21 protein-coding genes are annotated in these 21,066 nt (G+C 62.8%); 6 read left to right on the plus strand and 15 right to left on the minus strand.

Annotation, left to right across the window (positions count from 1 at the left end):
* Positions 1-57 precede the first annotated feature (57 nt).
* The gene (locus FS777_RS15050) at positions 58-3,126 is read right to left on the minus strand and encodes an efflux RND transporter permease subunit (RefSeq protein WP_145256208.1); all 3,069 of its coding nucleotides are present in this window, start codon (positions 3,124-3,126) and stop codon (positions 58-60) included.
* 6 nt (positions 3,127-3,132) lie between these two features.
* Positions 3,133-4,230, minus strand: coding sequence for an efflux RND transporter periplasmic adaptor subunit (locus FS777_RS15055; RefSeq protein ID WP_145256211.1), 1,098 nt, complete (start codon positions 4,228-4,230; stop codon positions 3,133-3,135).
* A 172-nt stretch (positions 4,231-4,402) separates the two neighbouring features.
* Here FS777_RS15055 and FS777_RS15060 point away from each other — a divergent pair, with 172 nt between their 5' ends.
* Both FS777_RS15060 and FS777_RS15065 read left to right on the plus strand, forming a co-directional pair.
* Positions 4,403-5,044 carry a TetR/AcrR family transcriptional regulator C-terminal domain-containing protein gene (locus FS777_RS15060; protein ID WP_145256214.1) on the plus strand — a complete coding sequence of 214 codons (642 nt, stop codon included), beginning with the start codon at positions 4,403-4,405 and terminating at the stop codon, positions 5,042-5,044.
* 256 nt (positions 5,045-5,300) lie between these two features.
* On the plus strand, positions 5,301-6,227 hold the full coding sequence (locus FS777_RS15065) for an RHS repeat-associated core domain-containing protein (RefSeq protein ID WP_145256217.1): 927 nt from the start codon (positions 5,301-5,303) through the stop codon (positions 6,225-6,227).
* A gap of 24 nt (positions 6,228-6,251) precedes the next feature.
* Here the strand turns inward: FS777_RS15065 and FS777_RS15070 are convergent, their stop codons facing one another.
* On the minus strand, positions 6,252-7,028 hold the full coding sequence (locus FS777_RS15070; RefSeq protein WP_058639538.1) for a class I SAM-dependent methyltransferase: 777 nt from the start codon (positions 7,026-7,028) through the stop codon (positions 6,252-6,254).
* 102 nt (positions 7,029-7,130) lie between these two features.
* Between FS777_RS15070 and FS777_RS15075 the strand changes: the two genes are divergently transcribed.
* Complete coding sequence (locus FS777_RS15075) at positions 7,131-7,751, plus strand: hypothetical protein (protein ID WP_058603739.1); 621 nt, start codon at positions 7,131-7,133, stop codon at positions 7,749-7,751.
* 2 nt (positions 7,752-7,753) lie between these two features.
* Here the strand turns inward: FS777_RS15075 and FS777_RS15080 are convergent, their stop codons facing one another.
* From FS777_RS15080 to ppc, 7 genes are all read right to left on the minus strand, one after another.
* Positions 7,754-8,443: an extensin family protein gene (locus tag FS777_RS15080; protein WP_145256220.1), complete on the minus strand. Its 690-nt coding sequence runs from the start codon at positions 8,441-8,443 to the stop codon at positions 7,754-7,756.
* The gene (locus tag FS777_RS15085; protein ID WP_145256223.1) at positions 8,440-9,273 is read right to left on the minus strand and encodes an oxaloacetate decarboxylase; all 834 of its coding nucleotides are present in this window, start codon (positions 9,271-9,273) and stop codon (positions 8,440-8,442) included. The genes FS777_RS15080 and FS777_RS15085 overlap by 4 nt, the downstream gene beginning before the upstream one ends.
* A 29-nt stretch (positions 9,274-9,302) precedes the next feature.
* Positions 9,303-10,172 (minus strand): DUF72 domain-containing protein, encoded by an 870-nt coding sequence (locus FS777_RS15090; protein WP_145256227.1) that lies wholly within the window; start codon positions 10,170-10,172, stop codon positions 9,303-9,305.
* A gap of 3 nt (positions 10,173-10,175) precedes the next feature.
* The gene (locus FS777_RS15095) at positions 10,176-10,466 is read right to left on the minus strand and encodes a hypothetical protein (RefSeq protein ID WP_145256231.1); all 291 of its coding nucleotides are present in this window, start codon (positions 10,464-10,466) and stop codon (positions 10,176-10,178) included.
* Positions 10,467-10,596: 130 nt separating this feature from the next.
* Positions 10,597-11,271: a tRNA (adenosine(37)-N6)-threonylcarbamoyltransferase complex dimerization subunit type 1 TsaB gene (gene tsaB, locus FS777_RS15100; protein ID WP_058639543.1), complete on the minus strand. Its 675-nt coding sequence runs from the start codon at positions 11,269-11,271 to the stop codon at positions 10,597-10,599.
* A 166-nt stretch (positions 11,272-11,437) separates the two neighbouring features.
* Positions 11,438-12,088 carry an adenylate kinase gene (gene adk, locus FS777_RS15105; RefSeq protein ID WP_078478997.1) on the minus strand — a complete coding sequence of 217 codons (651 nt, stop codon included), beginning with the start codon at positions 12,086-12,088 and terminating at the stop codon, positions 11,438-11,440.
* Between the two features lie 256 nt (positions 12,089-12,344).
* Entirely contained in the window at positions 12,345-14,972 is a 2,628-nt protein-coding gene (gene ppc, locus FS777_RS15110) for a phosphoenolpyruvate carboxylase (RefSeq protein WP_145256234.1), read from the minus strand.
* 197 nt (positions 14,973-15,169) lie between these two features.
* On the opposite strand from ppc, the gene FS777_RS15115 reads away from it, so the two are divergent.
* From FS777_RS15115 to FS777_RS15125, 3 genes are all read left to right on the plus strand, one after another.
* A complete protein-coding gene (locus FS777_RS15115) occupies positions 15,170-15,511 on the plus strand; it encodes a hypothetical protein (RefSeq protein ID WP_058639545.1) in 342 nt (113 codons plus the stop codon).
* Positions 15,512-15,790: 279 nt separating this feature from the next.
* Positions 15,791-16,204: a DUF4398 domain-containing protein gene (locus FS777_RS15120; RefSeq protein ID WP_023534068.1), complete on the plus strand. Its 414-nt coding sequence runs from the start codon at positions 15,791-15,793 to the stop codon at positions 16,202-16,204.
* A gap of 50 nt (positions 16,205-16,254) precedes the next feature.
* Positions 16,255-17,037, plus strand: a complete 783-nt coding sequence (locus FS777_RS15125; protein WP_058639546.1) for an OmpA family protein — start codon at positions 16,255-16,257, stop codon at positions 17,035-17,037.
* An 87-nt stretch (positions 17,038-17,124) separates the two neighbouring features.
* Here the strand turns inward: FS777_RS15125 and FS777_RS15130 are convergent, their stop codons facing one another.
* From FS777_RS15130 to FS777_RS15150, 5 genes are all read right to left on the minus strand, one after another.
* Complete coding sequence (locus FS777_RS15130; protein ID WP_058639547.1) at positions 17,125-17,451, minus strand: hypothetical protein; 327 nt, start codon at positions 17,449-17,451, stop codon at positions 17,125-17,127.
* Positions 17,448-18,371: an alpha/beta hydrolase gene (locus FS777_RS15135; protein ID WP_145256236.1), complete on the minus strand. Its 924-nt coding sequence runs from the start codon at positions 18,369-18,371 to the stop codon at positions 17,448-17,450. The genes FS777_RS15130 and FS777_RS15135 overlap by 4 nt, the downstream gene beginning before the upstream one ends.
* On the minus strand, positions 18,343-19,620 hold the full coding sequence (locus FS777_RS15140) for a flavohemoglobin expression-modulating QEGLA motif protein (protein ID WP_058639549.1): 1,278 nt from the start codon (positions 19,618-19,620) through the stop codon (positions 18,343-18,345). Before FS777_RS15140 ends, FS777_RS15135 begins: the two co-directional genes overlap by 29 nt.
* A 123-nt stretch (positions 19,621-19,743) precedes the next feature.
* Positions 19,744-20,292: a hypothetical protein gene (locus tag FS777_RS15145; RefSeq protein ID WP_058639550.1), complete on the minus strand. Its 549-nt coding sequence runs from the start codon at positions 20,290-20,292 to the stop codon at positions 19,744-19,746.
* Positions 20,293-20,320: 28 nt separating this feature from the next.
* A complete protein-coding gene (locus tag FS777_RS15150) occupies positions 20,321-21,025 on the minus strand; it encodes a TetR/AcrR family transcriptional regulator (protein ID WP_058639564.1) in 705 nt (234 codons plus the stop codon).
* Positions 21,026-21,066: the final 41 nt, after the last annotated feature.

Consider the following 21,066-nt stretch of genomic DNA (forward strand, 5'->3'; position numbering starts at 1 on the left):
CCCTGCGAGGGGCTCCTTCGTGAAGTGCGCCCCTTTTACATCGAAGCAACAAAGCCGCTAGTCGCTCTCCCTGACCTTGAACCAAGCGGCATACAACGCCGGGAGAAACAACAGGGTCAGGGCGGTAGCGACGATCAGCCCGCCCATGATCGCCACGGCCATTGGCCCGTAGAACACGCTGCGCGACAACGGGATCATGGCCAGCACAGCCGCCAAGGCGGTCAGCACGATAGGCCGGAAACGGCGCACGGTGGCTTCGACAATGGCTTGCCAGCGCACCAGCCCAGAGGCGATATCCTGCTCGATCTGGTCTACCAGAATGACCGAATTGCGCATGATCATGCCTGCCAGGGCGATGGTCCCCAGCATGGCGACGAACCCGAACGGCTGGTTGAACACCAGCAGGAACAGGGTCACGCCAATCAGGCCCAGCGGCGCCGTCATAAAGACCATGATCGTGCGCGAGAAACTGCGCAGCTGAATCATCAGCAGGCTCAACACGACCACGATGAACAACGGCATGCCGGCATTCACCGATTTCTGCCCCCGCTCGGCATCTTCCACCGTGCCGCCCACCTCCAGCAGGTAACCATCGGGCAACTTGGCCCGGATGCCCTGCAAGGTAGGCTGTACCTGCCCGACCACCGTGGCCGGCTGCACCTTGTCATAGATATCGGCGCGCACGGTCACCGTCGGCAAACGGTCGCGGTGCCAGATGATGCCTTCCTCGAAGCCGTAGGCCAGCGTGGCCACCTGTGACAGAGCCACGCTACGCCCGTTGTCCGTGGGCAGCGACAAGCTTGCAAGCTGACTCAGGTCGTTGCGTTCCTGTGAGGTGCCTCGCAGCAGGATTTCGATCAGTTCATCGTCTTCTCGGTACTGGCTGACCGCGGTGCCCGTCAGCGAGCTTTGCAGGAAACTGGACAACTGGCGGGTGCTGACGCCCAGGGCGCGGGCGCGGTCCTGATCGATTTCCACGAACACGGCCTTGCTGGGTTCTTCCCAGTCCAGGTGCACGTTGACCACATGGGGGTTCTCCCGCACCTTTTCTGCCACCTCCCGGGCCAGGGCGCGGGCCTGTTCGATATGCTCGCCTGTCACCCGAAACTGCACGGGGTAGCCCACCGGTGGACCGTTCTCCAGCCGAGTGATGCGCGCGCGCAGATCAGGGAACTGCTGCTCGACCGTGTTGATCAACCAACTGCGCAAGTTTTCGCGTGCCTGCATGGAGTCGGCCAGCACCACGAATTGGGCGAAGCTGGCGGCAGGCAGTTGCTGATCCAGGGGCAGATAAAAGCGCGGCGACCCTGAGCCGACATAGGCGACATAGTTGACGATGCCCTGTTGCTGCTTGAGCAACTGCTCCAGTTGCCGGACTTTCTCGCCCGTGTTGACCAGCGATGCGCCTTCGGCAAGTTTAAGGTCGACCATCAGCTCAGGACGCCCAGAGGCCGGGAAGAACTGCTGCGGCACGAAGCGAAACAGGAACACGCTGCCCACGAACACGGCGATGGTCAGCACGATGACGGTCTTGCGGCGCCGTACGCACCATGTCACCACGCGGCGCACGCGCTGGTAGAAGGGCGTGGCATACGGGTCCGGTGCAGCCCGGCCGTTACCGTGGCGAGCGGCGTGTCGCTTGGCCAGGTCCGGCAGCAACCGCTCGCCCAGGTAGGGTACGAAGAGCACGGCGGCCACCCAGGAGGTGAGCAACGCGATGGTCACCACCTGGAAGATCGAACGTGTGTACTCGCCGGTGCTGGAGGCAGCCGTGGCAATGGGCAGAAACCCAGCTGCAGTGATCAGGGTGCCGGTCAGCATGGGGAAGGCCGTGCTGGTCCAGGCATAGCTTGCCGCTTTGAGGCGGTCCAAGCCCTGTTCCATCTTGATCGCCATCATCTCCACGGCAATGATGGCGTCATCGACCAGCAACCCCAGGGCGAGCACCAGCGCACCCAGCGAGATCTTGTGCAGGCCGATGCCAAAGTAGTACATGGCGGCGAAGGTCATGGCCAGCACCAGGGGGATGGCCAGGGCCACCACCAACCCCGTGCGCAGGCCCAGCGAAAAGAAACTGACCAACAGGACGATCACCAGCGCCTCGCACAGCACCTGGACGAATTCACCAACCCCTGCCTTCACCGCAGCGGGCTGGTCAGACACCTTGTGCAGCGACATGCCGGCCGGCAAGCCGCGGGCCAGGCGTTCGAATTCCGTTTCCAGGGCCTTGCCCAGGGTCAGGATGTCACCCCCGTCCCTCATCGACACCGCCAGGCCGATGGCGTCTTCGCCCATGAAGCGCATCCGTGGCGCAGGCGGATCGTTGTAGCCCCGGTACACGTGCGCCACATCGCCCAGGCGAAACGTGCGCTCCCCCACGCGCAGCGGCAACTGGCGAATCTGCTCGACACTGTCGAACCGCCCACTCACCCGCAGTTGCACACGCTCGCTGGGCGTTTCGAAGAACCCGGCCGTGCTTACCGCATTCTGCTCCTGCAACGCCTGCTGCACCGCCTGCAAGGGGATGCCTAGGGTGGCCAGCTTGACGTTGGACAGCTCGATCCAGATCTTTTCGTCCTGCAAACCGATCAGCTCGACCTTGCCCACATCCCTGACCCGCTGCAGCTGGATCTGAATACGGTCTGCATAGTCCTTGAGCACCGCGTAGTCGAAACCCGGCCCTGTCAGCGCATAGATGTTGCCGAACGTGGTGCCGAATTCATCGTTGAAGAACGGGCCCTGCACCTCGGGCGGGAGGGTGTGGCGGATGTCGGCGACCTTCTTGCGTATCTGGTACCACAATGTCGGGATATCGGCTGAGTGCAAGGAATCGCGGGCCATGAAGGTCACCTGCGATTCACCCGGGCGCGAGAACGAGACGATCTTTTCGTACTCGCCGGTTTCCATGAGCTTTTTCTCGATGCGCTCTGTGACCTGGCGCGACACTTCCTCAGCGGTGGCCCCGGGCCATAAGGTGCGGATGACCATGGCCTTGAAGGTGAAGGGCGGGTCTTCGCTCTGACCCAGCTTGGTGTAGGACAGCGCACCAACGCCTGCGAGCACTATCATCAGGAACAGCACGATCTGGCGGTTGCGCAGCGCCCAGGCAGAGAGGTTGAAACCCATCGTGAGTTACTCCTTGCCCGTCAGGGCGACGGCACGGTTGGCGCGGTCCACGGGTCGCACCTGCTGGCCTTCGCGCAGTACATGGCCGCCGGCTGCCACCACCCAGTCGTCAGCCGTAAGCCCCGCCAGCACAGGCACGCTGTCAGTACCGTAGGCGCCAAGCTGCACCGTGACCCGCTGCACACGGTGCTCGCCAGTGACCCGCCAGACGTACGCCTGGCCGGCTTCAGCCGTGACGGCCGACAGGGGAACCGACAGCGCCGCCTGACCTGGGTGAGCGATGAACACCCTGGCGCTCTGACCCAGGGTTGCCGGCACGTCGGCGGAGGTAAAGGCAACCCGAGCCGCGTAGGTTCTGGAGCGAGGATCAGCGGCCGGCGACAGCTCGCGGATCCGCCCTTCGAAGCGCTGCCCCGGGTGCGACCACAGCTCCACGGTGACAGGCTGGCCCACGGCGAAGCGGGCGTATTGCTGCTCGGGAACGGCGATGGCCACTTCGCGCTCGCCGTCAGCTGCCAAGGTGAATACCGTCTGCCCCGCAGCGACGACTTGACCGACCTCGACCTGGCGCCTGGCTATCACCCCTGCCTGGGGCGCACGCAACACCGCGTAGTCTGCCTGGTTGCCGGCCACGTCGAACTCAGCCTTGGTCTGCTTGAGCCGAGCGATTCCAGCGCGGTAGAGGTTTTCGGCGTTGTCGTACTGAGAGTGGCTGATCATCTGCTTGTCGAGCAGTTTCTGGTAACGGTCACGCTCGGTGCGCACCAGCGCCAGGTTGGCCTCGGCACCGGCTAATTGCGCGCGGTTAGCCTCCAACTGAAGGCGCACATCCTGCGGGTCAAGTTCGGCCAGCGGCTGGTTGAGCTTGACCCGTTGCCCTTCTTCCACAAGCCGCTTGCTGACCTTGCCACCGATGCGAAAAGCCAGTTCCGGTTCCAGTCGCGCCCTGACTTCGCCTGGATAAGTATCCGCCACCGCCTCGGCTGGCTGCGGCTGAACCACCAATGCGGGGCGGACCACCGCAGGTGAGGCGGGTTCCTGATTACACGCCGTGAGCATCAACAAGACCACGGGCAGGGCAAGGCTGAGGGCACGGTGCAACATCGGGAATCCCTTCGCAAAATGCTGATCGAATATTTGAACCGGCCGGTATAGTAAGTCAGCCGTCAGAGCGCGGGAAGAGCGTCCCGAGTTTTTTTGGAGCGTTTTCACGGTATTGCGGTCAAGGACAGCGAGCCCAGCTCAAGCCGTATAAGATAGGCAACCTTCTAGGTAGATGCAGATCCCAATGTCCAATGACGTCTCCAGCGGCCCAGGCCGCCCAAAGGACCTTGCCAAGCGCCAGGCCATTCTCGAAGCGGCCAAGTCGTTGTTTCTGAGCCTGGGTTACGCAAGCACCAGCATGGATGCGGTCGCGGCAGCAGCAGGTGTATCGAAGCTTACGGTGTACAGCCACTTCACCGACAAGCAGACGCTTTTCTGCTCGGCGGTCATGGCCACCTGCCAGATCCAGCTGCCTGACCTGTTGTTCGAGTACCCCGAAGGTGTACCAGTAGAAGAGGTACTGCTGACAATTGCCCGTGGTTTCCAGGCACTGATCAGCAGTGACGAAGCGGTCAAGCTCAGCCGCCTGATCATGGCCCAGGGCAGCCTGGACCCGAGCTTTGGCGAATACTTTTACGAAGCCGGGCCCAAACGCGTGCTGGCCGGAATGGAAGCGCTGCTGCGTGCGGCCCATGAGCGCGGGCTACTGCGCATAGACAACCCGCTGCGTGCGGCGGAGCACTTCTTCTGCCTGGTCAAGGGGGCACCGGATTACCGGTTATTGCTGGGGTGCGCAGCGCCGCTGGAGGAGGATGAGGCCGAGGTGCATGTACGCGAGGTGGTGGGGGTATTCTTGCGGGCATTCAAACCCTGAGGCGTAAACGGGCCTTTGTGTGCGGCCTTGTGTCGCGAAAAGGCCGTAGAGCCCCAGCAATATTCGCGACAACGCTGGAATCACGGGCTGCCTTGCAGCCCTTTCGCGATACAAGGCCGATCCTGCGCGGACCACGCTCGCCAATTGGCCAGAGCCTGTTTAACCAACACGCCCATGACTACTGGCATTATTGCCAGTAGTCAACCCTGAAACTCTTCAACAAGCTCGTATCCTCTACGACTATGAGCACACCCCCATGAAAGCGCGAACACTGAAGATCTTTTACAAAGGCAATAAGCTTTCGACTTTGTATACAGGCAGTACTCACCAGACAGTGCTCAGCGCCAATAGCCAGAACCTATGCGAAACGACAAGCCGACCTTCGCAAGCGAGCCTCCTGGCTACAGACGCACAATCGTCGACCGTCAGCATTGTCTCAGAAAGCCAGACGACCATTAACTACGGCCCCTACGGCAATGACAGTAGCCCGCCTGACAATCCCTTGTTATCTCGATTCACAGGCCAGAGTTGGTTACCCGCCGCCATAGGCTACTTGCTGGGTAATGGTCACCGCCTGTTCAATCCAGAGCTGATGCGCTTTTACAGTGTGGACAGCTTGTCACCATTTGGAAAAGGGGGAATCAATGCTTACGCCTACTGCAGCAATGACCCGATTAACCGGTCGGACCCAAGTGGCCGATATACTTCGTTCTTCAAGTGGCGAAAAGGCGGATACTCCTATCAAAAGCTTTCACCCAAGCTATACACCCCCAACTCCAGCTTGTCCGCTAACGAACACATGGCGCTCGGCAAATCGCTAAAGAAACGCCTATCAGGTGCAAGGACTATGCTGAGTGATGCGACCGATCGGGGGCGCACAGAGAAGATCCAGCACGCAAATCATATTATCGAGAGGCTTGATAAGGAAAAAATGCTATACGACATGTATTCGGCTACACGCTCGTCAAAATGGCGATATACGCGGAACGAGGTGGCCGTCAGCCTGGCTCTGGTACCAGACTCCCAAACCCCGCCTCCAGGTCCAAGTTCAAGTCCAAGTCCAAGTCCAAGTCCAAGTCGCCGACCTTCCGTCGACTCCCAAGTTAGTCTCGCATTCTATGAGGAAAACGAGGATGCAATCATGGATGCACTACGGGAAGATCTCCGCAGACTTCGGGAATGATCACACTGGCCGATACATTTCCTTTTAAGCTTTCAACGCCTTCTTGGGGTAAATGTCATACCGGCTCGACTTGCCCTCCAGGCTATGGCTCGGCTTCGGCCCGTCGATGATCGGTGCCTTGCGCGGGCGCTTCACCACCACCCGGTGGCTGGCCAGCGCCAGGGCAGCTTCAAGCAGGGCCGGGGCATCCAGGTCATCACCCACCAAGGGCCGGAACACGCGCATTTCCTTTTTCACCAGAGCGCTCTTGTCGCGGTGCGGGAACATCGGGTCGAGGTAGATGACCTGTGGTGCCTCGCCTTCCCAGGCGCGCATACGCTCGATGGCGTTGCCGGCCAGCAGGCGCATGCGCCCGACAATCGGGCCCACCTCTTCATCCGCACGGGCGCGCGCCAGGCCATCTTCCAGCAACGCGGCGATCAGCGGCTGGCGCTCGATCAGGGTTATCTGGCAGCCCAGGCTGGCCAGCACGAACGCATCCTTGCCCAGCCCCGCCGTGGCATCCAGCACCTGCGGCCGTATGCCTTGGGCGATGCCCACCGCCTTGGCGATCATCTGCCCGTTGCCACCGCCAAACTGGCGCCGGTGCGCGGCCTGGCCTTCGACGAAGTCGACCCGTACCGGCCCCGGGGCCTGCGGCCCCAGCTGCTGGATCTGCAAGCCGTCAGCGCCGATCTGCACGGCGAAGCCGGCGCTCTCGTCCTGTAGCGGCAGGCCTAGGCGTTCAGCCCAACCCTTGGCCTGCTCCGCGTACTCAGCCGACATCGCCTCGACCCTGATACCCGCACCTTGCTCTTCCATCGTCTACACCTAAAAATCAAACCAAGCCTTAATGAATCAGCAGCCACGGCCGATACAGGCAATATCCCGCTATTCTGCCAGAGCACAACGCGCGCGACTGCCATGTCAGAAATTCTTCCTATCGGCTTGACCTACCTGTCGCCTGTCGACAACTACAGTCAGCACAATACCCAGGCACTGGGGGGCGTCAGCCACCTGTGGCAGGATTTCTTCGCCCGGGCAATGGCCGAGCAGCCTGAAACGCCCGTCGACAGCGTCAGCCAGTCATTCGTGCAGTACGACCAGGACAGCGGAGAACCTGTTGGCGGTGCGCGTGCCTTGGCGCTGATCGACGCACAACGCGCCTGCCCGGTGCAAGACACGGTGGTCGCGCCGCCCGAGCCGTTGTTCCTGCCCAAGGCCGAACTGGAGGCCAACCTGCTGCCGCCTGCCCCTGAGCCGTTCGGTGCGCTGGAAATGATCGAGCAGCAGCGCCAGCTCGATATCGACAACAGTTGGGTTCGGCCCGTGGTCGCCCGCCAGGGCCAACCGGTCGCCGAGCCGGGTCCCGGCCCTGCGCCACGGCCGCTGTTCCTGCCGATCGCCGAATTCGACAGCACCCTGCTGGACCCGGCCCCCGAACCGTTCGATGAGCCGACCCTGGCACGCCAGCAGCACGACCTGGCCTTCGACATGCACTGGGCGCGCCCAGTGGTGTTGAACAATGTGCGCGCCTACGCCTGAGGCTAACGGCACACCTGCCAACGACCCATGTCCACGTGAAAGTGATCGCGGTGCGCGGCGTTGTACTCCGGCCCCAGAACCGTGCTGAAGTGCTCGCACGCTGCCTGACGTACCTCACGCAGGAACACCGCCTTGTCCCCGCTCCCCTGCCAGTCGCGCGCCAGAACGATACGTTGGCCGTCGCGCAGACGAAACCCTGCAATGTCCAGAGCGTTGGCGCTGGCATGCTGGCTCAAGCGCCCTGCCTTGCGGTTGTAGACGTTGCGGCAGGCAAAGCTGCCCAGGTGATCGACCTGCACCACCGGCTGGCCCAGCACGCGCTGAGCCACCGGCTGCAGGCCATGGCGCTCGAACAAGGCGTAGGCGACCGCCAGCGGGCAACTGGCCAGGAAACTGCTGCTCAGGCGGGCCTGGCCACCCTCGATACGCCAGACATTGCTCAGCGGGCATTTGGCCGAAGCAGGGCTGTCAGCCTGCGCCCGGTAGCGCAGTTGACTGCTCTGAAGCGCCTGCTGGCAAAGCGCCGGGTCGTCGCGCAGGCGCTTGAGCTTGAAGCCAGTGAGCCAGTTGGGCGGCTGGCTGACGTCCAAGGGGGCCAGCGGGTTCCACTGCGCAGGCGGGCGCCAGCCCAGGTGCCACGCCTGGCCGGCCGCCAGCGCCAGTACGCCCAGAAGCGCCAGAACGACCTTCATCCGCGACGGAACAGGTCATTGAGCTGGTCGAACGGCAAGGCCTCTTCGGCGTAGCCGAAAGTACCCTGCTCACGGATTTCCTGCGCTGCACGCTGCAAGGCGCCAAAGGCCGCACGCGCCATCGACGAACCCACGCTGATGCGCCGTACACCCAGGTCCTGAAGCTGGTTGACGCACAACGGCACCCCAGCCATGCCCATCAGCACGTTCACCGGGCGCGGGGCCAGCGCCTGCACCACTGCCCGCACTTCCTCGGCCGTACGCAGGCCAGGGGCGTAGAGCACGTCGGCGTCCGCCTCGGCGAACGCTTGCAGGCGCTCGATGGTGTCGTCCAGGTCCTGGCGCCCGTGCAGCAGGTTTTCCGCGCGCGCGCACAGGGTGAACGGAAACGGCAGGCTGCGCGCCACCTGCACGGCAGCACGGACACGCTCCACCGCAAGGCCCCGTTCATAGATGGGCGTCGCGGCGCGGCCACTGGCGTCCTCGATGGAGCCACCGACCAGCCCCGCCTCTGCAGCGCGCAGGATGGCCTGGGCGCAATCCTCGGGCGAATTCCCGAAGCCGTTCTCAAGGTCCGCAGCGACCGGCAACGCGGTGGCGTCGACGATTTCGCCTGCGTTGTCCAGCACGTCATCGAGGCTCAGCGCCCCTTCGGCATCCGGCCGCCCCAGGCTGAAGGCAAGCCCGGCGCTGGTGCTGGCCAAGGCCTCGAAACCCAGGCTGGCCAGCAGCTTGGCTGAACCTGCGTCCCAGGGGTTGGGCATGACGAAGACGCCATCGCGTTGATGCAAGGCCTTGAAGGCTTCGGCTCGCAGGGTTTGCACATCCATGATCAAGCACTCCGGCAGTCGGGAAGAAATCAAAGTAGACCCAGCTGTTCGACCTCCGGCGCTCGCGGCAATTCCGGCAGTGCGGCCAGCCCAGGCAGGCGCTGCATGAGCCGCTGGTGGAAACGCTGAGCCAACGCGGCCGCCAGGCGGTTGTCAGCCGTATGCAAGAAGATGTACGGGCTGCGCCCCTCCTCGATCCATGCGGCCAGCTTGTCCACCCAAGGGGTCAGGAAGGGTTCGTTGTATTCAAGCGCCGGATGGCCGATGAAGCGCACCTGCGGATGCTGAGTGAAAGCAGCTGGTCGTGGTGGAACATTGGGTTTCTTGGACTGGGCGTGCACGATGGCAGGGTCCGTGGAAGTGCAGCTGAACAACGCTCTCGGGTCGAGACATACCCGCTCGACGCCCAACTTGGCCAGCAGCCGGTTGAGCGCGCGTTCTTCCTCACCTTTGGCGAAGAACGCCGGGTGACGCACTTCCACCGCCACGCTCACGCCCACCTGCTCCAGAAACTGGCTCAGCTCTTCCAGTCGCCCCGGCCCATACAAAGCGGGCAACTGCAGCCAGTAAGGAGACACGCGTGCCCCGAGCGGCGCCATCAGGCGAATGAAGTCAAAGGCAGGTTCGAGATGGTCGCGCAGGTCGCCACCGTGGCTGATGTCGCGGGGGAACTTGGCCGTGAAGCGAAAATGCGCCGGCATCGTTGTCGCCCACCGGGCCACCGTGGCAGGTGATGGCCTGGCATAGAACGTGGTGTTGCCTTCGACGGCATTGAATACCTGGCTGTACAGCCCAAGCATCTGCGCGGCGCTGGCGTCAGCAGGGTACAGGTACTCTCGCCAGGCGTTTTCGCTCCACGACGGGCAACCAATGAAATAGGGGATGGACGGCAGGCTCATCCGTCAAATGTACAGGTCGAGCCCCAGTACTTCCATGTCCCAGTCAGTAAAGCCTGCTGTGCTCAGGTAACTGGCAAGGGCCGAGGCGGTGCGCCGGTCACGGGCGCGGGGGAACACCATGTCTTGCTGACGGGCTGGCAGCGTGCTGGCACGGCGACGAGCAGCAGGCTCCTGAGGTGCCATGGCAGCCTCTTCTACCAGTTCGACATCATCGGCCACTTCATCATGCACGGCCGCCTTGCGCGGCGTACGCTTGATCGGAAAGGACTGTGATGAGAAACCGTCGACACGCATGGCATGAGCACCCGGGACCAATGATGGCAATTTAGCAGCATTGATGGCCCGCCGCTAACGCTCGATTGAGAACTTGACCACAGTTTGTGCAAAAGGTTGTAGCACTATCGAGAGCGCGCGACGAACAGCCTCACTGTTTTTTGGGCGTGGCCACGTTGTCACGCAGGTAGATCGGCTGGGCCTGCTCGGCTGCGATGGCCTCACCCCGATCCCAGGCAAAGCGGGCCAGGCTCAGTACATCAAGGGCGCTGGGCAAGGCAGAGGGGTCGCTTGCGCCAACAGTGACCGCCAGGCGCTCGGCATAGCCCCAGCCCGTGCCTGCCCCAAACCAAAGTCCTTGTGCCCCGGCTGGCAACGCCACGCGTTCAGGTGGCAGTACCGCTTCATCGCCTTGCAGGCGCATTTCCCCCGCTACGGCCTGATAGCAGCCCCAGTACACCTCGTCCATACGCGCGTCGATGGCGGCGGCCACTTGCTGGGCACCCTGTTGACGCAATGCGCCCTGGGCCAGCGCGGCGAGGTTGGACACCGGCAATACGGGCCGCTCCAGGGCGAAAGCCAGCCCTTGTACCACGCCGATGGCAATGCGCACGCCAGTGAACGCACCCGGGCCACGGCCGAACGCAATGGCATCGACCGTGCCCAGGGCGACGCCGGATTCGGCCAGCAGCTGCTTGATCATCGGCAGCAACTTCTGGGCATGCATGCGCGGGATCACCTCGTAGTGGCTGGTTACCTCGCCGTTATGCAGCAGTGCAACGGAACAGGCTTCGGTAGCGGTATCCAGGGCCAACAAGGTGGTCATCGAACAGGTATCCAGGTGTGAGTGGAAAAAAGCGGGAGTATAGAGCAGCGGCGCCTTCGTGTCCCAAACCCCCTCCGTGTGGGCCGCCAGGGATACCACAGCATCGCACGAGGCCAAAAACGACGACGGCCCGCAAGCGGGCCGTCGTTCAATGACAACGTGCCGATCAGCTCAGCGCGGCCAGCACCTTGGCAGTAATCGCCTCCACCGAGCCCACACCTTCGATGTGGCTGTACTTGGGCTTGCCACCGTTGGCAGCCGACAGCTTCTGGTAGAAGTCCACCAGTGGCTTGGTCTGGCTGTGGTAGACCGACAGGCGATGGCGAACGGTTTCTTCCTTGTCGTCATCGCGCTGGATCAGGTCTTCGCCGGTGGCATCGTCCTTGCCATCGACCTTCGGCGGGTTGTACTGGATATGGTAGGTACGGCCCGAGGCCAGGTGCACACGGCGGCCTGCCATGCGGCCAACGATTTCTTCGTCGTCCACGGCGATCTCGACCACGGCATCGATATCCACGCCTGCAGCGACCATGGCCTCTGCCTGCGGGATGGTGCGCGGGAACCCGTCGAACAGGCAACCGTTGGCGCAATCAGGCTGGGCGATGCGCTCTTTGACCAAGCTGATGATCAACTCGTCGGAGACCAGCTGGCCGGCATCCATGACTTTTTTCAGCTCAAGGCCCAGGGGCGTGCCGGCCTTGACCGCAGCACGCAGCATGTCACCAGTGGAGATCTGTGGAATACCGAACTTTTCGGTGATGAACTTTGCCTGAGTACCTTTACCGGCCCCGGGAGCTCCCAGCAGAATTACGCGCATCTTGTGCTCCTCAAATTTTTGTATGCAATTCAATGGATTCGGCAACCAGGGCCAAGTCCGGAAATTCGGTATGACCATGAATCGGTCAGAAGGCTGCTCAAGATACACAGCGCCTGCCAGCCCGACAAGCGTCCCAAAGTTGCATGAATGCACCACTTCAGGTCGAGCGGGCAAGTGGTTGCGCCCAGCGCAACCCCCGTACCGCAGCTGTTCGGTGCCCCCCTGCGCCGTTCTGGAGCAGACCTGCCCCCTCCCCTCAACCGGTGTTGCGCAGCCCTGCGGCAATACCGGCGATGGTCACCAGCAATGCCTGCTCCAGCGGGCTGTCCAGAGCGGCCTGGCGGTTACGCGAACGGGCCAGCAGTTCTGCCTGTAGCCGATGCAGCGGGTCCAGGTACGTGTTGCGCAGGCGGATGAATTCCAGCGTTTCAGGGCTATGCGCCAGTAGCACCTGCTGCCCAGTCAGGTTCAGCACCACCTGGCACGACTGCGACAATAGGTCGCGCAGTTGCGCACCTAAAGGCAGCAGGTGCGGTTGCACCAGACGTTGGTCGTAGGCCTCTGCAATTTGTGCATCGGCTTTGGCCAGGACCATCTCCAGCATGTCGATGCGCGTGCGGAAAAACGGCCACTGCTCGCGCATCTGCGCAAGCAACGGGCCCTGCCCGGCGGCCAGCGCATTGTTCAGTGCCGTTTCCCAACCCAGCCAGGCTGGCAGCATCAGTCGGGTCTGGGTCCAGCCGAAGATCCAGGGGATGGCGCGCAGGCTTTCGATACCGCCGGCACGTCGCTTGGCCGGGCGACTGCCCAACGGCAGGCGCCCCAACTCCTGCTCGGGGGTCGACTGGCGGAAGTACTCGACGAAATCCGGGTGCTCACGCACCACGTCGCGGTAAGCCTTGACCCCATCGGCAGCCATCTGGTCCATGAGGTCGCGCCACGCCGGCTGCGGGGGCGGCGGTGGCAGCAGCGTGGCTTCGAGCACGGCGGCCAGGTAGAGGTTGAGGTTCTGCTCGGCTATGCCGGGCAAGCCGAATTTGAAGCGGATCATCTCCCCTTGTTCGGTGGTGCGGAATCGCCCCGCCACCGAACCCGGAGGTTGCGACAAAATGGCGGCGTGAGCCGGGCCGCCGCCGCGCCCCACCGTACCGCCCCGGCCATGGAACAATAGCAACTCGACCTGGTGCTCGGCGCAAATGCGCACCAGGCTTTCCTGCGCGCGGTATTGGGCCCAGGCAGCGGCCGTGGTGCCCGCATCCTTGGCCGAGTCGGAGTAGCCGATCATAACCTCCTGAGGGCCGTGCAGCCCGGCGCGATAACTGGGCAGCGCCAACAGCCGCTGCATCACAGGGCCCGCGTTATCCAGGTCGGCCAGGGTTTCGAACAGCGGCACCACCCGCATCGGGCGGGCCAGGCCGGTCTCCTTGAGCAGCAATTGCACCGCCAGCACGTCCGACGCGGCACCTGCCATTGAAATCACATACGAGCCCAGCGAGGCGCCTGGCGCAGCGGCGATTTCCCGGCAGGTGGCCAGAACCTCGGCCGTCTCGTCCTGAGGCTCGAAGTGGGCTGGCAGCAGTGGCCTGCGGTTGGCCAGCTCCTGTTGCAGGAAGCCGATACGCTGTTCCTCATCCCAGTCGGCATACCGGCCCATGCCCAGGTACTCGGTGATTTCGCTCAACGCATCACGGTGGCGCGCGGCATCCTGGCGCACGTCCAGCCTGACCAGGAACAGGCCGAAGGTCACGGCCCGGCGCAGGCAGTCCAGCAGCGGGCCATCGGCAATGATGCCCATGCCGCAGTCATGCAGCGACTGGTGACACAACTGCAACGGTGCAACCAGCTCGCGGTTGTCCACCAGCACGTCAGGCCCAGGCGGTACGCTGGCAGACAGAGCCGAATGCGCCCAACTGCGTGTTGCCCGCAAGCGGTCGCGCAGTTGCTTGAGCAGCGCACGGTAAGGCTCCGGACTGTCGCCCACGTGCTCGCGCAAGGCAGCACTGGCCTGTTGCATGGAAAGTTCTGCCGCCAGTGCATCGATGTCGCGCAGGAACAGGTCCGCTGCCATCCAGCGCGCCAGCAGCAGGACTTCTCGGGTGACCTTGGCGGTGACATTGGGGTTGCCGTCCCGGTCACCGCCCATCCACGAAGCGAAGCGGATGGGGGCTGCCGTCAGTGGCAGACGCTGGCCGGTCGCCTCGTGCAAGGCATGATCGACTTTGCGCAGGTGGTTGGGGATGGCCTGCCACAACGAGTGCTCGATCACGGCGAAGCCCCACTTGGCCTCATCCACGGGCGTTGGGCGCGTGCGGCGTATCTCTTCGGTATGCCAGGCCTCGGCAATGAGACGGCGCAAGCGCTCGCGGATTTGCGCGGTTTCGGCAGGCGTCAGGTCGCGATGATCCTGGGCGGCCAGCTGGGCGGCGATGGCGTCGTACTTCTGGATCAGGGTACGTCGCGAGACTTCGGTAGGGTGCGCGGTGAGCACCAGCTGGATATCCAGGTCAGCCAGCTGCTGCGCCAGGGCCTGATCGTCATGGCCGGCCTGCTTGAGGCGGGCCAGCAGCTCAGGCAGCACGCGCGCCTCGAAAGGCTCGGGCTGATCGGCATCGCGACGCCGTATCAGCTGGTATTGCTCGGCCATGTTGGCCAGGTTGAGGAACTGGTTGAACGCCCTGGCCACCGGCAACAGCTCATCATCATCCAGGTCACCCAGGGTCGAGCTGAGTTCTTCGCCTGAACTGCGTCGATCAGCTTTCGCACTGTGGCGAATGTCCTCGATCTTCTGCAAAAACTCATCGCCATATTGATGACGAACAGTCTCGCCGAGCAACTCTCCCAGCACATGGACATCTTCACGCAGACGCACATCGATATCGGTCATTGGCCCTCTCCGTGGCGCAGCTCGAGCGCCTGGCATGCCTTGTTAGGCTCATCGCGCCGCCTATGAGGCCGCGACCTCTTGCCAGAGTGCCAAGAGCAAGGCGGCGATGGCAAGCCATGCGCAGCCAAAGCAAACTAATGTTGATGGTCACCACTCTCATGCCTTGCATGCCCTAGCAGGCGCTAACAGAGGTCATCATGAAAATTCGTGAACTCGCCCAGCACTGGGAACAGAACGCGGCCGGCACCCTCAGCCGTACCGAACATGTGTTGCACCTTGATCTGGAGTCCGAAGCGCGCCTTGCGGCGCTCATCGACATGTACCCCAAGCGTACCGCCGAAGCGCTGCTTGGCGAATTGGTCGGTGCGGCGCTGGAGGAGCTGGAGGCAAGCTTCCCCTACGTGCAGGGGCATCAGGTCATCGCCACCGATGAGGAAGGCGATCCCCTGTACGAGGACGTAGGGCCCACACCTCGTTTTCTCGCCCTTTCACGTCAGCATCTGCATGCCCTGACTGAAGCTGAGAACGATGAGAAATAATCTTCGCATGGCCACGATTTCGGGTGCCGATCAGGACCAAAACCGCTTGGGCGGGCAAAAGTTCCGCTGGATTGTAGCTGACCGATTAGTCAGAAAGAGTTACTCGTAATCTGGACTTTTTACTGAACTATTCGAAAATTCTTCCAGTCGGAGCCAATAGCCATCACGCTAAAACCCTGCACACCGGTACTTGTGCGCCATCGAGCTCAAGCGCATGAAAACGGTCCGGGGGATGAGCGATGGACTGCTACGGACATCGTCATTATCAGGAGTGATCCAATGGAGCTGACCACCATGAAAACCCGCACTGTCAAACCTTCATCCACTTACGTGCGCGGGTTCAAGCTGGCCGCGCTGGCCCTGGGCAGTAGCCTGGTCCTGGCTGGCTGTGCAGGCAACCCGCCTACCGAACAGTACGCTGTGACCCAGTCCGCCGTGAACTCTGCCGTCAGCGCAGGCGGCACCGAGTACGCTGCTGTCGAAATGAAAGCCGCTCAGGACAAGTTCAAGCAGGCCGAAATCGCCATGCATGACAAGAAGTACGACGAAGCCAAGCGTCTGGCCGAACAGGCCGAATGGGACGCGCGTCTCGCCGAACGTAAGGCCCAGGCGGCCAAGGCCCAGAAGGCCGTGCAGGACGCCCGTCAAGGCGCCCAGGACGTACGTGAGGAAGGCCTGCGCAGCGCTCAGTGAGCCCTGCCCTGTCTCCCTTAGCCTTCGCACTCGATCAAAGGATGAACACTATGCGCAAACACGTCATGATTCCCGCCCTCCTGGCCCTGAGCGTCGGTCTCGCTGCCTGCTCGCACGACCCGAACGCCAACCTGGAAGCGGCTCGCACCAACTTCTCGTCCCTGCAGAGCGATCCGCAGGCCAGCAAAGTGGCTGCCCTTGAAACCAAGGACGCCCAGGACTGGCTGAACAAGGCCGACAAGGCCTACATGGACCGTGAAGACGAGCAGAAGGTCGACCAACTGGCCTACCTGACCAACCAGCGCGTTGAAGTGGCCAAGCAGACCATCGCCCTGCGCACCGCCGAAGGTGACCTGAAAAACGCCGCCGCGCTGCGCGCTCAGGCCAAGCTGGACGCCCGTGACGCCCAGATCGCCAAGCTGCAGCAGAGCCTGAACGCCAAGCAGACCGACCGCGGCACCCTGGTGACCTTCGGCGACGTGCTGTTCGACTTCAACAAGGCTGAGCTCAAGAGCAATGCCTACCCGAACATCACCAAGCTGGCTCAGTTCCTTCAGGAAAACCCTGAACGCAAGGTGATCGTCGAGGGTTACACCGACAGCGTCGGCTCGGCCAGCTACAACCAGTCCCTGTCCGAGCGTCGCGCCGGCAGCGTGCGCATGGCATTGGTCCGCGCAGGCGTAGACCCAGCTCGCATCGTTGCCCAAGGCTACGGCAAGGAGTATCCGGTAGCGGATAACTCCAGCAACTCGGGCCGCGCCCAAAACCGTCGCGTGGAAGTCACCATCTCCAACGACAACCAGCCTGTTGCACCGCGTTCTTCGATGAAGTAACGCCGCACGGCAGGACGAAGAACCCCGCGCTGGAGCGTTCCTCCAGCGCGGGGTTCTTTTTTGCTGCTACCGGTTAGCCACGAAGACCTATCGCACCTGCTGCGGCGTATCTGCGCCCACACAGCGCACGGCGCGCTTACGACTGTCGACCAGCACGCCACTGAGGCCTTTTTGCTGGGTGTCGAACAGGACCAGCACACCCTCGGCGCACTGGGCCACCTGCGCTGCCGGCTCCAATGACACCTTGTAGTCTTCGCCCGGTACCGTCTTGAGCATGGTGAAGTCTTGCAGCAACAAGGCATCCTCAGGCTTGGCGAAGTGCAGGTAACCGTAGTACCACAGGGCCCCCACCGTCACGATGATGCTGCCGACTCCTGTGAGAATCAGCGGTATGGCGTTGCGTTCTTCGCTCATTGCGGGTTTTTCTCGTCATTGGCATTGGGCACTTCGGCAAGCCGCCGCAGGCCGGTGAAATGGCTGGGATCATCCAGAAAACGCAGCATCACTTGGCGCCAGGTGGGGTCGGCGAACGTCTGCACATGCCCACCTCGGGTCAACTGCAGCACTCGAGGCGGCGGCGCCTGCTGATACAGGCGGATGACATTGTTCATCGGCACCAGGTCGTCATCGATGCTGTGGAAAAAGAGCTTGGGCGGGCTGGTCAGCTGCCCGACGGACTCGACGGCGCTATCGGCATCGGGCACCAGCCAGGACAAGGGCACCTGAAGTGGCCAGGTCATCCACGATGTACTCAAGGCGTACTGGCCCACCGCTCGGTAGCTGGCAGGAACGCCGTCGAACACCAGAGCGCTGAAGCGTTCGCGCTGCTCGGGATGGGCCGCCAGGTAGTGGATGGCCATGGCACCGCCCAGACTCTGCCCCAGCAACACCAGAGGCTTGCCCTTGACCTGCGGGGACTGATCGAGCCAGGCCATGGCGGCAGCGATATCCTGATAGACCTCAGGTAGCCGCGGCTTGCCCTCGGACAGTCCGTAGCCTCGGTAGTCGATCATCAGCACCTGGTAACCTTGCTCCGGCAACCAGTAGCTGCCGCCCAGGTGACCGGGCAGATTGCCCCCATTGCCGTGCAGGTGCAGCACCGTGCCCTTGACCGCCACACCTTGCTTGGCCGGCAGCCACCAAGCGTGCAGGCGCACACCGTCGGCGGCAACCAGGGTGACATCGCTGTAGGCGAGCCTGGCCCGCTCAGGCGTGAACGCCTGGCCTCGCTCAGGGTAGAACAGCAAGCCGCTGCACCCGCCCAGCAGCACCAGCAGCATGCCTGCCGTCAGCAGGCGCAGCCCGTTAAAGGATGTTCGCGTAGTCGGTTTCAATACGGTCCAGGCTCAGGTGGTTGAGGAAGTTGGAAAAGCACATCCAGGCCGACAAGGCGTTCAGGTCGCGGAATTGCTCAGGCAGGTACTTGGGCGGCTCCACCAGGCCCTCCTCGACGAGCTGGCGCAGGGTGCGCATGTCTTCGAGGGTGGTCTTGCCGCAGAACAGCAGCGGTATTTGCTCCAGCTTGCCCTTCTTCACGGCCAACTGAATGTAGTTGTAAACCATGATGAAGCCCTTGAGGTAGGACAAGTCCTTGGTAAATGGCAAGCCATTGGGCACCGACCCACGGAATACCCGGCTGGCGTTGCTGTAGCTCTGCCCCATGTCGAAGCCCTGCTCTCGGAAGAACTGGTACACCTGCATGAAGTCTGCACCGTCCTCGACCATGTGTATGGCGCGGGTCCGGTTGGTCAGTTTGCGCAGGCGGCTGGGGTAGGAGGCGAAAGCGATGACTTCCATCAGGATGGCCAGGCCTTCCTGGGTCACCGTCGAGGAAGGCGGGCCCTTGGCCAAGAACGTACAGATGGGCTGGTTCAGGCCGTTGAGTGTGGTGCCCACATGCACCAGCCCCTCGTGGACTTCCAAGGCCCGTACATCACGCGCGTTGAACATGGCATCGGCACGAACCTTGATGTAGTCGGCACCGGCGGCGGCATCGGCCACGATGCCGTCGGACTCGAACACGCGGATGGTCCCTTCGGCTTCGCCGAACACCTTGTTCAACCGGCACTGGAGAATATCCACCGCTTGCTTGGCCGTCAGGTTCTTCGGCTCGTCCTTGAGGTCGCCGCGCCCATCGATGTTGTTCAGGTAGTCCGACAGCATCAGGCCAAGGTCGGCCAGGGTCGGGTCACCGGCATGGAAAACGTCGGAGGCAGCGCCGTACAGCTCCTGGGAAATCAGACCGAAATCTTCCGTGCCCCTGGCCTCGAGCATGCGCACTACCATGCGGTACTCGCGGCACATGCGTTTCATGATCTGCCCCACGGGGCTGAACTGGCCAAGCTGGCGGATGATGTCACGCTCGATGGCCTGGAACTCCGCTTTCACTGCGCTGGAGTCGAACCCAAGTGAGCGCGCCTGATAATAGGCGCGGTCCACGGCAGGCGGCACCTTGCCCTTGCCCTCGAAGAAGCCGCGGCGGATGCCATCGTCCCACTTGACTGCATCGAGCACGCGAATCGGCGTTTGCGCGGCCACGATACGGTCGGACAGGGCGCGAATGGTTTGCTGGTACTCGTCCACAAAGAAATCCTTATCGGCCGTCAGGCCAAGCCATGTCCGCTCGTGTCGGGCCACTCAGGTGTCGAGCAGCCTGGGTGGGCGCGCGCCGTTGACGCACCCGCGAATCACCCGAGACCTGCCCTGTCACTTGCCAGCGCGTTTGAAACGCACCGCCTCCACGAACAGGTCCGAATTCGCGGGGTCGTTGAGGTAGGCCAGGACTCGCTCTGGCGGGCTGTCCACCAGCACACCCTCGCCGTTGTCCTGCGCCACTTCGGTGCTGTGCCCGCTCAATTCCTTGCTGCCCAAGGCCTGCTGCACTTGCTGCACATCGAGGTTATAGACCACCAGCTCCTTGCCATCGACGATATCGAAACCACCGATCACGTAGTTGCCCCCAAATTCGCCCGGCACCCGCGCCGACAGGTACCAGCGATTACCCTGCTGGGCCACGTTGAACACATAGGTCTGCGCAGATTTGCCCTTGGGTGTAGCTACCGCCTTGTAGGCCCCTGCGTCGGCACGCGTGATGACCAGCTTCAGCGGCTCGCCCCAGGCGTCCTTGGTGATCCAGCTGCCCACAAGCCCCCTGGGTGCCGAGGACTTGCCTGGCAGCGGTTCGGAAAACGTCACCAGACAACCGCCCAGCATCAGGAATGACAGCGTCAACAGCACCACACGCCAGGCTTTCATCAGGTTTTCTTCCTCGAAAAGGTCGGGCTCAATCCGACGCCAGCACCAACTGCAGGTATCGGGTAAGCATTGCCAGCATCGGCCCATCGGCCTGCGCCTCGGCGTGCTTGAGCAGGCCCTGATATTCCATCTGCTCGATAATCGCCGTCAACATCTGTGCATCCTGTTCCGGCTGCCGCGAGCCAACGACTTGCAGCAGCTGGCGCGTACCGTGCAGCAGAATCTGCTCGTGGGCACACACCAGCTCGGCCAGGCGCGGGCACAACAGCGCTTCCTGGCGAAACGCCTGCTCGGCCATCATGAAATCGCGGCGGGTGAGCAGTTGGCGCTGCACATAATCGGCCATCATGCGCGCCACTTCATCGGCCAGTTTTGCCCGTGCCTGGGGGCTGCCGTCGCCCTGGGCCAGCAGTTGGCGCAGCACCGCTTCGGTGTTGAGCCAGAGCTTGGCCATGTAGGCGGCGCTGCGCTCGACGTACTGGGCGAACGTGTCGGTGAGCAGGTCCTCGATATCCTTGAAGTAGTAGGTGGTGGCCGACAGCGGTACCCCTGCCTCTGCGGCGACGGCACGGTGTCGCACGCCCCGAACGCCATCGCGCACCACGATGCGCATGGCGGCGTCCAGAATCAGTTGGCGGCGCTGTTCGCTGCCTTGTCGGGCCGTCTTGCGACCCTGGTAACGCACGCTTTCGGCAACGGCGGTGGCGATGCCGGCAGCCCCTTGTTGAGCCATGGCGGTTGTCATGGAGTACCTCATGTACGGTGTCTGGTCGG

Source organism: Pseudomonas sp. DE0157, from assembly GCF_007678615.1.
Taxonomy (GTDB): Bacteria; Pseudomonadota; Gammaproteobacteria; order Pseudomonadales; family Pseudomonadaceae; genus Aquipseudomonas; species Aquipseudomonas parafulva_B.